At 61.4% G+C, this 13,881-nt stretch carries 14 protein-coding genes; 8 read left to right on the plus strand and 6 right to left on the minus strand.

What is annotated here, in order from left to right:
- Positions 1–18: 18 nt before the first annotated feature.
- Positions 19–834, minus strand: a complete 816-nt coding sequence (locus BSG09_RS08610; RefSeq protein ID WP_092932158.1) for a hypothetical protein — start codon at positions 832–834, stop codon at positions 19–21.
- 163 nt (positions 835–997) lie between these two features.
- Between BSG09_RS08610 and dcd the strand changes: the two genes are divergently transcribed.
- The 3 genes from dcd (at position 998) to BSG09_RS08620 (ending at position 2,280) form a co-directional block, all read left to right on the plus strand.
- Positions 998–1,600 carry a dCTP deaminase gene (gene dcd / locus BSG09_RS08615; RefSeq protein WP_092932160.1) on the plus strand — a complete coding sequence of 201 codons (603 nt, stop codon included), beginning with the start codon at positions 998–1,000 and terminating at the stop codon, positions 1,598–1,600.
- 165 nt (positions 1,601–1,765) lie between these two features.
- Positions 1,766–1,903: a hypothetical protein gene (locus BSG09_RS20775; RefSeq protein WP_175542175.1), complete on the plus strand. Its 138-nt coding sequence runs from the start codon at positions 1,766–1,768 to the stop codon at positions 1,901–1,903.
- A 71-nt stretch (positions 1,904–1,974) separates the two neighbouring features.
- Positions 1,975–2,280, plus strand: coding sequence for a hypothetical protein (locus tag BSG09_RS08620; protein ID WP_223174706.1), 306 nt, complete (start codon positions 1,975–1,977; stop codon positions 2,278–2,280).
- Between the two features lie 242 nt (positions 2,281–2,522).
- Here the strand turns inward: BSG09_RS08620 and BSG09_RS08625 are convergent, their stop codons facing one another.
- On the minus strand, positions 2,523–3,806 hold the full coding sequence (locus BSG09_RS08625) for a YihY/virulence factor BrkB family protein (RefSeq protein ID WP_223174707.1): 1,284 nt from the start codon (positions 3,804–3,806) through the stop codon (positions 2,523–2,525).
- Between the two features lie 147 nt (positions 3,807–3,953).
- Positions 3,954–5,069 (minus strand): tRNA (guanine(26)-N(2))-dimethyltransferase, encoded by a 1,116-nt coding sequence (locus BSG09_RS08630; RefSeq protein WP_092932166.1) that lies wholly within the window; start codon positions 5,067–5,069, stop codon positions 3,954–3,956.
- 101 nt (positions 5,070–5,170) lie between these two features.
- Between BSG09_RS08630 and BSG09_RS08635 the strand changes: the two genes are divergently transcribed.
- Positions 5,171–5,527 carry a hypothetical protein gene (locus tag BSG09_RS08635; RefSeq protein WP_092932168.1) on the plus strand — a complete coding sequence of 119 codons (357 nt, stop codon included), beginning with the start codon at positions 5,171–5,173 and terminating at the stop codon, positions 5,525–5,527.
- A gap of 34 nt (positions 5,528–5,561) precedes the next feature.
- On the opposite strand, the gene BSG09_RS08640 is transcribed toward BSG09_RS08635, so the two are convergent.
- Together BSG09_RS08640 and hisH are read right to left on the minus strand one after the other, a co-directional pair.
- Positions 5,562–6,761, minus strand: a complete 1,200-nt coding sequence (locus tag BSG09_RS08640) for a Cdc6/Cdc18 family protein (protein WP_092932170.1) — start codon at positions 6,759–6,761, stop codon at positions 5,562–5,564.
- A gap of 812 nt (positions 6,762–7,573) precedes the next feature.
- Complete coding sequence (hisH, locus tag BSG09_RS08645; protein ID WP_092932172.1) at positions 7,574–8,236, minus strand: imidazole glycerol phosphate synthase subunit HisH; 663 nt, start codon at positions 8,234–8,236, stop codon at positions 7,574–7,576.
- A 351-nt stretch (positions 8,237–8,587) separates the two neighbouring features.
- Here hisH and BSG09_RS08650 point away from each other — a divergent pair, with 351 nt between their 5' ends.
- The 4 genes from BSG09_RS08650 to BSG09_RS08665 all read left to right on the plus strand — a co-directional run bounded on the left by BSG09_RS08650 (position 8,588) and on the right by BSG09_RS08665 (position 12,372).
- Positions 8,588–9,856, plus strand: coding sequence for an MFS transporter (locus BSG09_RS08650; RefSeq protein WP_175542176.1), 1,269 nt, complete (start codon positions 8,588–8,590; stop codon positions 9,854–9,856).
- A 30-nt stretch (positions 9,857–9,886) separates the two neighbouring features.
- Positions 9,887–10,318, plus strand: coding sequence for a tRNA (N6-threonylcarbamoyladenosine(37)-N6)-methyltransferase TrmO (gene tsaA / locus BSG09_RS08655; RefSeq protein ID WP_092932176.1), 432 nt, complete (start codon positions 9,887–9,889; stop codon positions 10,316–10,318).
- A 249-nt stretch (positions 10,319–10,567) separates the two neighbouring features.
- Entirely contained in the window at positions 10,568–11,563 is a 996-nt protein-coding gene (locus BSG09_RS08660) for an ABC transporter ATP-binding protein (protein ID WP_223174710.1), read from the plus strand.
- Entirely contained in the window at positions 11,563–12,372 is an 810-nt protein-coding gene (locus BSG09_RS08665; RefSeq protein WP_092932178.1) for an ABC transporter permease, read from the plus strand. Before BSG09_RS08660 ends, BSG09_RS08665 begins: the two co-directional genes overlap by 1 nt.
- Positions 12,373–12,462: 90 nt before the next feature.
- Here the strand turns inward: BSG09_RS08665 and BSG09_RS08670 are convergent, their stop codons facing one another.
- The gene (locus BSG09_RS08670) at positions 12,463–13,584 is read right to left on the minus strand and encodes a TDT family transporter (protein WP_092932180.1); all 1,122 of its coding nucleotides are present in this window, start codon (positions 13,582–13,584) and stop codon (positions 12,463–12,465) included.
- Positions 13,585–13,881: the final 297 nt, after the last annotated feature.

The raw sequence follows: 13,881 nt of genomic DNA on the forward strand, positions 1-13,881 counted from the left end.
GGCGGCTTTGTCGCTCGCTCACAGGACGATGGCCTCGTTGCGAAGGAGCTCTCGTTCCGTCCGTTTTGCCTCCGGACCCGCTTCGACGAGTGTCGGCTTGTCGACTGGCTCCGAAAACCGATCCGGGTCCGGCTCGAGTGACTCGAGCATCGCAGAAAAGACCGAGCCGCGCCGGCCGCCGGCCGAGACGATGCCGCCGTATTTGCGTTCCTCGAAGGAGGTGTTGTCCGGGCTGGGAAACTCCTCGCGGATGATCTGTGCGGTCTCTCTGAGATACGTTGCCGCCTGCTGCTGTGAGTAGCAACTGTCCTCGTAGTACGCCTCGGCGTATTCGTCGGCTAGGTCCTCGGTGGAGTGCGCCGGTGATTCGTAGCAGATCGACTTCGTCGTCGTGTATCCATCGGTAAAGCGGATGTTCATCGTAAAGCTATCCGGATACCGGAGGATGACCGGTGAAAACATCATCTCCGTAATTGTGGTTCGTTGTTGAATCCGCCACAGTCCCTCGAAGTAGTAGGCAGCCAGTGCCCCAATCCGGTCGTCGCGATCGCCACGGGCATATGCCATCGCGACCTCCTCGTAGTCATCGCCTGCAATCCGCCTGAGCCGCCGCTCGAAACTCTCGGCAATGCGCTCGAGTTCTGCCTCGTAGGCAGCCAGCAGTGGAACCTCGGGATCGGCGAGTAACTCCGCTTTCCGCTCTCGAGCGTCCGCCACGGTCATCATGTTCTCGTGGAAGGCTCGCTCAGCTGTGGTGTCGGGAAGTGGAACCCGAACCGCACGTTGATGCAAGACTTTCGTATCGCCGTTGAAGCGATCCCGTTCCCCATCCATGCACCGCCGTTCATCATGTATCATTATAATTTATTAGGCCGCTCAGTCTACAATTTCATGTGAGCGATAAGATTTAGATATTACCATACAGTATGTGTGGTAGCTCGTTGGCCGCTCGAGCCGGACCGAGGAATTTAGGGCCCCGTACTCGCTCCTACTCGGTATGATCCTCTCCGATGCGGATATCTTAGCGCGTCTCGAGGCCGGCGACCTCGTCGTCGAGCCTCTCGACGACCCAGAATTGCAGATCCAACCCGCGAGCGTCGATCTTCGGCTGGGACGAGAATTCCTCGAATTCCAGCGGACGAACATCCCCTGTATCCACCCGAACTCCGAGCAGGAAGTCGACGAATACGTCACGGAAACGATCGTCGATGACGGTGACGACTTCATCCTCCATCCCGGCGACTTCGTACTGGGGACGACCCACGAGCGCGTCGAGATCCCGCCGGACCTGATCGCCCACGTCGAGGGGCGCTCCTCGCTGGGCCGGCTCGCCGTCGTCGTCCACGCGACCGCCGGCCTCTGTGACCCCGGCTATCGCGGCCAGATCACCCTCGAGCTATCGAATCTCGGGACGGCACCGGTCGCGCTCACGCCGGGCATGCGCATCTCCCAGCTCACCTTTACCGAACTCACGACGGAAGCTGAACGCCCCTACGGCAGCGAGCGTGGCTCGAAGTATCAGGATCAGGACGGCCCGCAGGCCTCGCGGATCCAGAGCGACGACGAGTTCGGTGGCGACCAGCTCGAGCGCGATCGGTGAACGGCGACGGCTGATACTGCCGGACAAAACGGTTTATCCCTCGATCGCACCCAAGACGCTGTCGCCGACGGCGACAGCCGCCAAGACGCGATCGAGTAGTCACTGACGGTTGTCCGGTAGTCTGAACACGCCGGCAGGCCGGTCACTTTTGGCCCGGGCATCGCGATGGACACTCCCCACGGTGGGACGCCATCGACGAGCGCGACCGCAGCGACGCCCGCGAGACTCGAGGCGATCCAAGACGCGGTGCCCGTCGCCGACGGCCGGGAAACGGTAGACGACGGACTCGGTGCACTGCTTTGAGTTCCGATCGACTGAGAGACGTGTCGCCGGCTGTTGCAGGCACCACCTGCTTGTCTCAGGTTGCAGTACCGATGGACATGTGCGCCACCTTTTCCGACGACGACGTCGGTAAGGCCGTCGAGAACGGTAACGGCGAGGCGGTCGGCGTCATCACCGCAGTCGAGGGCGACATCGCCCATGTCAAGCCGGATCTGTCGGCCGTCGAATCGATCACATCGTCGCTCGGCTGGGAGGGGGCTGCCGAGATGACCGTTACGCTCGAACGGACGATCATCCGAGAGCGTACCGGGGATGCCGTTCGGCTCGAGGGAGCACTTCCGCTCTCGAATGCAGCCGACGATGGAAGCAGAACTGAACGAGACGCCGTCAATGACTGAGACGCGCTCCTGTCTGTCAGTGCCGGTGGGACCGCAATCCTCGCACTGCGGTCCCACCGGGACATCGTCACAGCAGACCGTATGAGGCCATGGCACGTCAGTCGACCCGACCGACCTGACTCCCGCGATCCGTGAAACGGCTCCGATCGACCGGGGGCCGACGAGTCAAAAACAGCCGGGAGAACGACGATGATTCTGGGACCGGGAGCGATCGAGTATTCCCTGGCTTTTGTCCGGTCGTATCAGGAGCGTCGCTCGCCGATTGCGTCGCGCAGGCGGCCGGGCACGTCGAGCATGGAGATGCCAAAGCCGAACAGTACCATCAACACGTAGACGCCAAGCGTCGAGGTCCAGACGACCAGCAGCGAGAGGATCGCCCACGGGCCCGCAAGGAAGTAAAACGCCGCGATTGACATTGCAGTCCCGTAGAGCAAGACGATGTACGGCCCCCAGTCGCGGGCGTGGCCGCGCCGAACGCGTCTCCGAACGTAGCGTTTGAGTTCACTCTCGAGGGACTCTTTTCTGACGGTGCGGTCTTCGACGTCGTCCTCGAAGGTTTCGACGCGATCGCGCAGCCGCTCGATCTCCTCGCGCAGTACTTCGGAATCGTCCGCGCGGTCGTGTGTCCGGGCGCTCGCGCGGTCGCTGGCGCGGTCCTCGGTCGCCCCCTCGTCGGCACCCGTGGCGTCGTCGGTCATCGCTTCTGTCGAGACCTGTCGTCCGCGGGGACTTTGTAGCTGCCGATCCACTTCACGGTCGGCTAGGGTCGCGTTGAGGACCGCCCCGAAGACGAGGATGATCGCACCGGCGTACAGCCAGACGAGCACGAGGAACACGGCACCGAGCGCGCCGTAGATCGTGTAGCCGGTTGTGAAATCGGTATAGAGGGAGAACGTCCCGCTCAGCACGACCCAGCCGACGGCTGCGACGACCGTTCCTGGGAGCGCCTCACGGATCTCAACACTGGCGTCCGGAAAGATAACGTACAACGGGAGGAACATCGCGAGCAACCCCACGATGACGAAGAATTGGCCGATGATCGCCACCTCAACTCCCGGCACGACCAGGATCAGGAACTCGAGAACACCGACCCCAACGAGACCCAGCGTGATACTGATCGCGACGATTGTCGCGTCCCAGAACGTATCGAGCAACGATTTCGATCCAACTGTCCCGTATACCTGAGAGAAGGCCCGATCGAGACCGCGCAGGACTCGACTCGAGCCCCACAGCAAGCCGAGGATGCCGACGACGGTTGCACTTTGCCGGCCAGTCTCGTCGATGATCGTTTCGGCCAGCACCTCTCGGGCCGCCGGCGTGAGGATGTCGCTGGCCGCAACCGAGAGTTGCGCTGCAAGCGTCTCGCCGCCGATCGACGCCGCGATTCCAAGTGCCAGGAGCGTGAGTGGGACGAGCGAGAGAAAGCCGTAGAACGCGACGCCGGCAGCGAGTAGCGTCACCTGTTCGTCTCTTGCGAGCCGAAAGGCCCGCCCCACGAGCTCGAGCCTTCGTCTGTGATCGATCACACCACCTCCTTCGATCCGCCCAGCAATATGTAATCACATGGCACGGGGGCACAACTGGCTGTTAGAAGGATCCCTGTGCGCTGCAGTCTCAGGCTGGCGAGACTATCGGCGCTGTAGCCGCTTCCTTCGAGTGGCTCCGAGACCCAGCTACTCGAGACTGTCCGCTGTCGCCGCGCGAATCTCGCCGATGTTCGCGTCCGTTTTGAACGTCGTGCCGCCATAGTGGGCTCTCGAGGCCTCGTAGCCGGCGTCGCGGAGGTCAGCGAGGAAGTCATCCATCGCGTTAGCGGGCAGCCCCCAGTTCCGACAGAGCTTGTGCTGGTCGTAGTGGGTCGGTTCGTCGAGTTCCGCCGCGAGCGTGTCACAGAGTTCGCGCGCCTGTGGCGCGGTGCCGAACGTATAGGGAATTTCGTCCCGAACGGCGGCGATGAAATCCGGGTCCTGAACGGGGCCGAGCCAGACCGGCCCGGCAGTCAGCATGCGATTCCCGTCGCAGTGGGGGCACGTCTCGAGCGGATCGGCGATCAGGCCGGGATCGGCCTCGCGGTAGAGACAGTCTTCACAGTGGTAGATGTGGCCTAATTCGTCGATCGCTGCGTCGGCTGACGTGGCCTTGTGCTCGAGCTCGAGATACGTCCGGACGTAGTGGCTGGTCGCGTGGGTCAGGATCGGTTCGACGCCCACGTCGAAGCGGGCAGCGCTCCGGGCGAGCGCGGAGGTGAGAACGCGGACGCCCATCTCGGCGTGGTAGTCCGTGTTGCGCGGCACGGCAGAGTACGAGCGGACGCCGCTGTTGAAATGGGCCCCACATAGCGGTGCGGTGTCAGTCGCGGTGACGCAGACGAGATCGCGGCAGTTCGCGAAGGCCGCGTCTGCGAAGGGCATCGGCGTCCCGTAGGGGTCGAGATCGATCACGTCGAACGGCTCGTCATGCATCAAGGCGTTGACGTTGCGGTGTTCGACCGTCGCCTCGCAGTCGTTTCGCTCGAGGTTGTCCCGCGCGAGATCGACTGCCTGTTCGTCGACGTCACAGCAGGTGACGTCCCAGCCGTCGGCGGCGGCTCGAACCCCACGGACGCCGCTTGCGGTCATCGCATCGAGATACGACGTGGCGCGCTCTTCGCGCTCGCGGTAGGCCCGCAGCGTCGCGATCGTCAGATCCCGGTTCAACTCCTGTCGCGGGTTGTAAAAGACCGCCTCCTCGATGCCCTCGGTCTGTTCGCCGGGCACTTCGAGTTCGACCCCGCCCTCGGTGACGCGCATACCACGTCTCGGCGATAGCGGGCGAAAAACGGTGTGGTCTCGAGTGGCCACGCTGGCCGGACAACCAAACCGATTTTACAGTTGGGCGCACAGTTCCGGACGTGTCGAAGGCCAATCCCGTCGAGCGATGGCAAGCCGCTCTCGAGGAAGCTGGCGAGCTCACGCCCGAGATCGTCAGCGAAATCACGCGGATTCACGGCGACCGCGGGGTGCAGGCGATCGAGGCCGTCGGCGAGAACCGGGTGAAGGCCTACCGCGATTTCACGATCGTCGTCGGCTACGACGACGAATACATCGTCGAGGATGGGAACTGTACCTGCAAGGACAGCGAGTACAACCTGGACGACGACGACCCGACCGAACGCTGCTGGCACTCACTTGCCGTCGCGATCGCACGGCGAGTGGGCCACGTTGACTACCACGACATGTGGTACTCCGACGTGCGCGAATTCCTGTGACAGCAGCCTCCCGCCCAGCGAATCGCTGATCCCACTACTCGGATTCGTTACAGGCAGCGATGATGACCTTCGGATCGTCGATCAGCCGATTTTCCATATAATTGCCTTTTCCTCGTCCGGCCCATTTGCGTTCCTGCTCGATGATCGAGAGAAACTCGAGTTCCGAGAGGATGTCACGGACGCGGCGGAGCTTCAGGTGATCGGACTCGTCGCGCTCGCAAAGACGCTTGTAAAGATCGTAGGCCTCATTCGTCGTCACCGGTGCGTTATCGCCCTCCTTTTGCTGGGTGAGTAGCGCCATTGCCTCGAGGACCAGCTTCGCGTGACTCGGACTCTTGGAGATGAGTTCGGCGAGCCGACTCGTCTCCTCACGTTCGTGGGCGTGATCGACGCAGTCCTCCGTGACGGATTCGAGGTCACTCTCCTCGGCAATCTCGCCAGCAAAGCGGAGAATGTCGATTGCCTTCCGGGCGTCGCCGTGTTCACGGGCAGCGAGTGCGGCCACGCGGGGGATGACGCCGTCCTCGAGGACGCCCTCGTGGAACGCGTCCGAACGCGATCGCAGGATCTCACGGATCTGGGTCGCGTCGTACGGCGAGAAGACGTACTCCCGTTCGCAGAGGCTGGATTTGATTCGCTCGTCCAGCGAGTCCTTGTAGCGAACCTTGTTCGAGATGCCGATGACGCCGATCGTACTCTCGGTGAGTGCGCCGGATTCGACCGCCCGCGAGAGCTGCATCAAGATGTCGTCGTCCTCGATCTTGTCCACTTCATCTAGAATGATCAGTGCGACGTCGTATCGACTATCGACGATCCGCCAGAGCCGTCGATAGTACTCCGAGGTGCTCAACCCCGAGTGAGGAATCGAGATATCCGTTGTCGCCTGGTCGTTGAGTTGGTGGCCAGCCGACTGGACAGCCTGTGTCTCTGTCGACTCCTGCAGGCAGTCGACGTAGGCGACACCGATCGAGACATCGTTGTCCTTCGCACGCTCGATGGCCTGGTTGGTGATGAATTTCGAACAGAGGGACTTCCCAGTTCCCGTTTTCCCGTAGACGAGGACGTTGTTGGGTGTGTTCCCGCGCGTGGCCGGTTTGATCGCGTTCGCGAGATCCGTTAGTTCGTTCTCACGACCGATGATCCGGTCGCCGTCGGGGAGGTGCGAGACCTGCAGGAGTTCCTTGTTCCTGAAGATCTCGTTTTCGCTGCCGAAGTAATCCATCGAATCAGGCATTCAGTTGTCGGAGACATTCCCCGGAGAGTACTTAACCTGTTCGAACCGCGGTGCCGCTGTATCCACATCATTTTGCATTTTGAGGGGCTAAACGGCAGAAAAAGCACCCCATGGTGCCGCTGTATTTGTGAAACAGGACCCCGGAGTTCCGCTGTAATCGACGCAGGAGTCTCCTGACGGTCACCCCGCAGTGCCGCTGTATCGCGAGCGAGCAGCCCAAGCTCAAAAAGTAGTTGGACTGATCCGGTCGCAGCCGAGTACCGGATTTCTCCTGTATAAATGCAAATAGGTTTCTATAGGGACTGTTCCAGTCGTTCTCTACCCCGTAGTGCCGCTGTATGCGGAGACACACACCCCGTAATGCCGCTGTAAGTGCCTGGCAGTGTTGGGTCACGAGAAACGGGGGTTCGAAAGGGAAAACCAACCGGCCGATGGATTCAGCAGGCCGCTCGAGCGAACAGTCAGAACGGGCTGCAACCCACTTTATCGATTCGAGCGGCGGTTCTGCGTTCGAAACCGATTGAACGCGACTCCGTTCAAAACACTTAGTGAACGATTACACACCAATCATATTTAATGATACCGTCTTTCGAGTCGATCGTCAGGGTACCGAATTCGCCGTTCTACTCGATCAAAACGGTTTCACAGGGATAGCCCGATAGAGTCGCTATTCTGCGATCTTACAGCGGCATCGTGGGGTGTGTCTCTTCTCTCTCGCTCAACTTCGCTGCTCGTGTCATTGGTCACTAGCGTTCGCGTCGCTACTCTGGTCGAAAACCCTCGAGTCAAAACGAATCGGATCCGCGATGAAACTATTCTTCGGCGCAGATTTCCACGAAGTTCTGCAGAATCCGTAATCCAGTCTCACCGCTTTTCTCGGGGTGGAACTGCGTCCCGAAGACGTTGCCCGCCTCGTTTGCGACGATCGAGGGGAACTCCCGTTCGTAGTCCGTCGTCGCGACGACTGCGTTCTCGTCGTCGGGGGCCGCGTAGTAGGAGTGGACGAAGTAGGCGTACTGTCCATCGATCCCCTCGACGAGAGGGTGCTCGCGTTCGACCTCGAGTTCGTTCCAGCCCATGTGGGGGACCTTCTGGCCTTCGGCGAATCGGACGTTCGTCCCGGAGATCAGATCGAGTCCCTGGACGGCCGACTCACCGTCGGTTTCTCCCTCTTCACTCGTCGTGAGCAGCATCTGCATGCCGAGACAGATACCAAAAAGCGGTGTACCGCTCTCGGCGACCTCGAGGAGGTCCTCGCGAAGCGGATCGGCATTCTCGACGCCTTCGCGGAACGCGCCGACACCTGGCAGGACGACGCCGTCGGCGTCGTGGAAAGCCGCAGGGTCGTCGGTGATCTCGACGTCGGCACCCGCACGCTCTAAGCCGCGGGTGACGCTCCGGAGATTTCCCAACCCGTAGTCGACGATGACAACGGAGGCCAGCGTTTCCTCCGGTGGGGACGAAGCAGTGCTCATACGTCTACTCGGTGTGGCCCGTTCAAGTGAATTGCCATTCGGGCAATCATCCTCACGGGGCGAAGGGGGCCCACAGCCAAGACTGCCGGTCGACTGCCATCGGTGGTGAGCCTCGCTCTCGTCTCCGCCCAAAGTATTGCTCATCATTGTAAATACTAAAAGAGGCTTGATGCGAAGAGGTCAGTGTTCTCGTTGGTAACACAGTCCCAGTACAGTTTCGCTCAGGTTCCCCTCGAGTTCAAGAATCTCCGGAACGAACCATTTAAATGCAGGAATTGACCCCTCTCGAGGATGGCATCTGTCTCCGGTATCGAAGGCACTATTAACAATCGAACACTGAATAATAATTGCGTGGCGAATACAAGACTAACACGACTCAGACACACGATACGAGATCTCTTTGACGCGCGTGGCGTCCCGGCAGCGGACCAGCGGCTCATCGGCTATACGACGGGGGCACATGCACTCGATCACCTCGTCATCCTCTCGATTCCGCTGTTTATCCCCATCTGGATCGCCGAGTTCCAGGTGACGACGTACGAACTGGGCCTGCTCGTAACGCTCATGACCGGGCTGTACGGAGCCATGGCGCTCCCGTCTGGCATTCTCAGCGATCGGTTCGGCGCGGACACGGTGATCACCGGCTTCTTGCTGTTGACCGGTGGGGTGTTCCTGGCCGTTCCCTTCATCGATTCGTTCGCGGCATTGGCAGTCGTGGTCGCACTGGCAGGCGTCGGTGCTGGATTCTACCATCCGCCGGCGCTCGCCTTCATCAGCCGTGAAGCGGAGGCACCGAGCAAGGGCTTTGCCTACCACGGCATCGGCGCGAATCTCGGGATCGGTATCGGGCCGCTGCTCATCACTGCCGGACTCGCGGTCAGCGACTGGCGAACCGTCCTCGGACTGCTCGCGGTCCCACTGCTGGGATTCGGCGTGCTCTTTGCTCTCCGTGGTCCCTCGGACTCGAACGACCACACGGCGTCGACGCACTCGCTCGGTGACGTCCTCTCCCAGCTCCGTGCGCTCGTGACTCCCGTCTTCCTTGGGATCATCGCCGTCTACGTGTTCGCGGGGATCTACTACCGCGGCACGCTGACCTTCCTCCCGCAGTTCATCGACACGCTGTCGTCGCTGCCGAGTCTGGATCTCGCCGGAGCGTCCGTCGGTGCCGGGCAGTGGCTCTACTCGCTGATCTTGCTGACCGGCTCGGTCGGCCAGATCGCCGGGGGCCATCTCGGCGAACGCTTCGAGATCGAGCGCGTCCTGCTTGGCGTCTTCGCCGCGACGAGTCTCGCGTTGCTCGCTCTGGGTGGCCTTTCCGGCACTGCCGTCATCGGGGTCGGGCTCGTCTTCGGTGCCCTCCTCTTTACCCTCGCGCCGCTCCAATCGTCACTCGTCGCGAAACACACGCCCGATGCGGGCCAGGGAATCGGCTTCGGGCTCGTCTTTACCGTCAACTTCGGGATCGGCGCGCTCGGTGCCTCACTGGCCGGCTGGCTCCTCTCGAGCAGTTCGTACTCGCTACTCTTTGGCGTCCTCGCCGTGTTCCCGCTCGTCGCGGCCGCCGCGGTGCTTTCGGTCTCGAAGACAGGCCGCCCTCCTGAATCGCACGCACAGTAGCCCACTTCCAATCACAGACACACGACACTCATGACGATCACCTTCACACCAATCGGACACGTTCGCTCACCGTACGACACTCCCGCAGACGTCGACCACGACGCAGTCGACGAGACGACCGGCGAAATCGTCCTCGAGGGCGACTACGAAGACGGCCTCGAGGGCATCGACGACTTCTCACACATCGTCGTTTTCGCCCATTTGGACGAGATCGACGAATACCGACCGATTGCTCGGCCGCCACACGCCGACGACCTCGAGGTCGGCACCTTCGCGACGCGGAGTCCCCACCGACCGAATCCACTCGCCCAGACCACCGTCGAGTTGCTCGAGTGCGACGGGACGACGCTGCACGTCAAAGGACTCGATCTCGTCGACGGAACGCCCGTCATCGACGTGAAACCCTACGTCGGTTCGATCGACGACGAGGACGTGTCCTTCGGGTGGCTCGAGGACCTCTGAGACCGAATAGTGCTTCTCAACGAGGCTGTTCGGACAGCAGCCACCCCACAACCGTAGCGACTGCTGTCGAAGGCGTTGGCCTCGCACTTTTGTAACGTGGATACTTAAGTAGTGATCGTGACCGCGCGAGAAAACGAGGGGCAGCCGAACGGTGAGCGCGTCAATCACCCTCTCGGTGACCGATCGCCCGTAAGCGCCGCCGATCGGCTGTCACTCGACGAAGGGACCCGCAGCGAGGGAACTGATCCGCTGTCGAACTGCGCTTCCCGTGTTGACACACCGTCGACGACGGACAGCGGCATCGCTGTTTCAGTTACTGGGCTGCGAAAGCGCTTCGGCGACGGAACGGAGTCCGTTATCGCCGTCGACGACGTTTCCTTCGACATCGAAACCGGCTCGATTGTCGGTCTGTTGGGACCGAACGGCGCCGGAAAAACGACGCTCATCAAGTCGATTCTGGGCATGGTGCTTCCAGACGAGGGGTCCGTTCGGATCGGCGGCATCGATGTCTATGAACGGCCTCGAGACGCGTACGCGCACGTTGATGCGATGCTCGAGGGAGCCCGGAACGACTACTGGCGGTTGACCGTCAGGGAGAACCTGCGGTACTTCGCGACGATCAGCGGCGTCGACCCGGATTCGGTTCGCGAGCGCCACGAGCGGCTGCTGATGCAGTTGGGACTTGCGGAGAAAGCGGACGTTCCCGTTCGCGAGTTGTCGCGAGGGATGAAACAGAAAGTCTCGTTGGCCAGCGTCCTCGCTGGCGGTGCCGAGGTCGTGTTCCTCGACGAGCCGACCCTTGGACTGGATATCGAGAGTTCGCGAACGCTCCAGCGGGAACTGCGACGCCTCGTCGAGGAGGAAGCGCTCACCGTCGTGCTCAGCAGCCACGACATGGACGTCGTCGAGACGGTGTGTGACCGCGTCCTCATTATGTCCAACGGCGGGATCATCGCGGACGACACCGTCGACGCGCTGCTGTCAGGCTCCGATTTGCACTCCATTGAGATTACGAGTCGCGATCTCGAGTCGGCCATCGTCTCGACCCTCGAGGAACGCTTCGAGACGATCAGCGTCGAACCACGCGAGCGAGGGCACCGGATCACCGTGACGACGGACAGCGACGGGCTGTACGCGCTGTTTGCCCACCTCCGCGCCGAAGACGTTTCCCTCGAGGGTGTCCGGACGATTGAACCGGATCTCGAGGACGTCTTCGTCGACTTGACGGCTGGGAGGGACCCATAATGGCCAGCCAGCAGGGAACGGATGAAACGCCGCGGTCGGCCGGGTACTATCACCTCGCGCGGGCAGTGCTTTCCCGCGAATTTCTGATCTTCGTCCGCTATCCCGCCAACGCGATCGGCGGCATCGTAATCTCGGTGTTCTTCTTCGGCGTCCTCTTCTATGGCGGACGGATGATCGCCGGACAAGCGCTGACCGACTCGATCGAGGGGATCATCGTCGGCTACTTCCTGTGGACGCTGTCAGTGGGCGCGTACTCCTCGATATCGAACGACATCGCGAGCGAGGTCCAGTGGGGAACCCTCGAGCGTCACGTGATGACGCCGTTCGGGTTCGCACCCGTGGCGCTGTTGAAAGGCGTCGCGAAGATTGTCCGGACGTTCATTACCTCGACGGTCATTCTGGTCGTGATGATGCTTCTCACCGGGACGACGCTCCAACTAAATCTGCTTACGATCGTCGTCGTCGCGACGCTGAGCATCGTCTCGGTGCTCGGACTTGGGCTCGCAGCCGGTGGGGTGACGGTGCTCTACAAACAGATCGGCAACTGGCTGAACCTCCTCCAGTTCGGGTTCATCGTTCTCATCTCCGCTCCCGCGTTCGACCTCGGGTGGATGCAGGTGCTCCCGCTTGCCCACGGCAGCGCCCTCCTTCAGCGGACGATGGTCGACGGTATCCGTCTCTGGGAGTTCACAGCGTTCGATCTCACGTTGTTGTTCGTCACTGCGGCCGGCTATCTGGCGCTTGGGTATGTCGTCTTCCAGTATGCGACCCGCCGGGCGCGACGCCTCGGTGTGCTTGGCGACTACTGATCGACACGGATCGGTCACTACACTCCGCGCTCGAGTCGATTACCGACCGGGTCCCGCGTCTGGTATCGACAACACGGCGGCTGACTGGTGTTACTCACCTGTGAACGCGCGTCCACGGGCAACGAGCCGAAAGGTCTGTCCTGCGGTAATCGTCCAGATGAGCAGTAGCAGCGCCGTCACCCCGATCAGAATGTGGCCGAAGACGGCGACACCGAGGAAGGTCGCGAGCACGTCGGCCGAAACGGCGAACGCACCGATCGGGAAGGTGTAGGCCCACCATGTAAAAAAGAACGGGTGGGTTCGACGCGTGACGTAGTAGGCGACGAGTGCGCCAGTCAGGACGAACCACCAGGCCGAAAAGCCCCACAGCAACAGCGCCAGTAGCTTCAGGAGGGGCACCAGCGGTGCGACCGCGATGTCGAAGCCGACGCCAGCCTGTAACGCGTGAGTCAGTCGTGCGAGATCGATGACGAGGACGGACGTCGGCGCAAGCCCGATGGCGAACGTCGGGGCAAGTTTCTCGTGGGGCAGCGTCTCGTAGGCGTACCGGTAGAGGACGATCGAGCCGAAAAACAGGAACAAGAAAGTTCCCACGCCGAGGGCGACCACTGAGACGGTGAAGATCGTCTGCCCGGTGAGCGTGCCAGCGTAGTACTCACTGGCAAGCAGGAATCCGAGCAGCGGAATCACGAGGTGGGACACCGGCGGGATGTACCACGCGAAGACGCCGTCGTCGGGACCGATCCGGTCGTTGGTGAACATGAGCGTGACCAGCAGGAAGCCAAAGCCGAAGATGCCGACGCTCCCAGCGGCGAACAGGACCGTCAGGAGTGGTCGCAGCGTTGCCGCTGGCAAAACGTCGCCCATCGTCTGAGCGAGACCGACGCCAAGCACGATCAACGTGATCGGCATCGTCGGGAAGAACTGACTCCGGATCGGGTGGGTCAAGTCGGCCCACACCCGGTCGGGATAGAGGACAAGCCGCAAGCACCACGGGATCAGGTACGTGACCGTCGCGACCACCGTCAGGCCGACGAACGCCACAGCGAGCGTCGCGACGGGGGCGAGATCGGCCCGTGTGGCGACCAGCGCGAGTGCGATACCGAGCACGCCCGTCCCCATCGTCGATCCGAACCACTGTGGTCCGAAGAACTCGATCGTGGTCGCGATCCGTGACCACGTGTCGTCTGTGGTTCGTTCTACATTACTCATACACAGCTAATATAGTAGCAGGTGGGCACAACTGCATTTGAAGGTGTCGACTACGCTCTGTGACGACTTCCAAATCCAGTCTGTTCTCCTCCCGATCCAGTGATATATTCTACTTTTTACCTCGACAGCCGATTCACAACGGATTTGGTTGTATGGTGAACACTGCACAATACAACGGTGAGCGACGTTTCCCTGACGATCACCTCGAGTCTATCGAGTCCACCCTGTCTGTCGAAGCTGACATCGACGATCCCGACGAACTAGTCGCTCGCGGCGAAGAACTCTGTCACGTTCACG

Origin of the sequence: Natrinema hispanicum, assembly GCF_900111485.1 — an archaeon.
Classification (GTDB): domain Archaea; phylum Halobacteriota; class Halobacteria; order Halobacteriales; family Natrialbaceae; genus Natrinema; species Natrinema hispanicum_A.

Excerpts from the sequence above, each read along its gene's own strand:
- BSG09_RS08610 (WP_092932158.1), bottom strand. The coding sequence starts at position 834 with ATGGATGGGGAACGGGATCGCTTCAACGGCGATACGAAAGTCTTGCAT.
- dcd (WP_092932160.1), top strand. The coding sequence starts at position 998 with ATGATCCTCTCCGATGCGGATATCTTAGCGCGTCTCGAGGCCGGCGAC.
- BSG09_RS20775 (WP_175542175.1), top strand. The coding sequence starts at position 1,766 with ATGGACACTCCCCACGGTGGGACGCCATCGACGAGCGCGACCGCAGCG.
- BSG09_RS08620 (WP_223174706.1), top strand. The coding sequence starts at position 1,975 with ATGGACATGTGCGCCACCTTTTCCGACGACGACGTCGGTAAGGCCGTC.
- BSG09_RS08630 (WP_092932166.1), bottom strand. The coding sequence starts at position 5,069 with ATGCGCGTCACCGAGGGCGGGGTCGAACTCGAAGTGCCCGGCGAACAG.
- BSG09_RS08640 (WP_092932170.1), bottom strand. The coding sequence starts at position 6,761 with ATGCCTGATTCGATGGATTACTTCGGCAGCGAAAACGAGATCTTCAGG.
- hisH (WP_092932172.1), bottom strand. The coding sequence starts at position 8,236 with ATGAGCACTGCTTCGTCCCCACCGGAGGAAACGCTGGCCTCCGTTGTC.
- tsaA (WP_092932176.1), top strand. The coding sequence starts at position 9,887 with ATGACGATCACCTTCACACCAATCGGACACGTTCGCTCACCGTACGAC.
- BSG09_RS08665 (WP_092932178.1), top strand. The coding sequence starts at position 11,563 with ATGGCCAGCCAGCAGGGAACGGATGAAACGCCGCGGTCGGCCGGGTAC.
- BSG09_RS08670 (WP_092932180.1), bottom strand. The coding sequence starts at position 13,584 with ATGAGTAATGTAGAACGAACCACAGACGACACGTGGTCACGGATCGCG.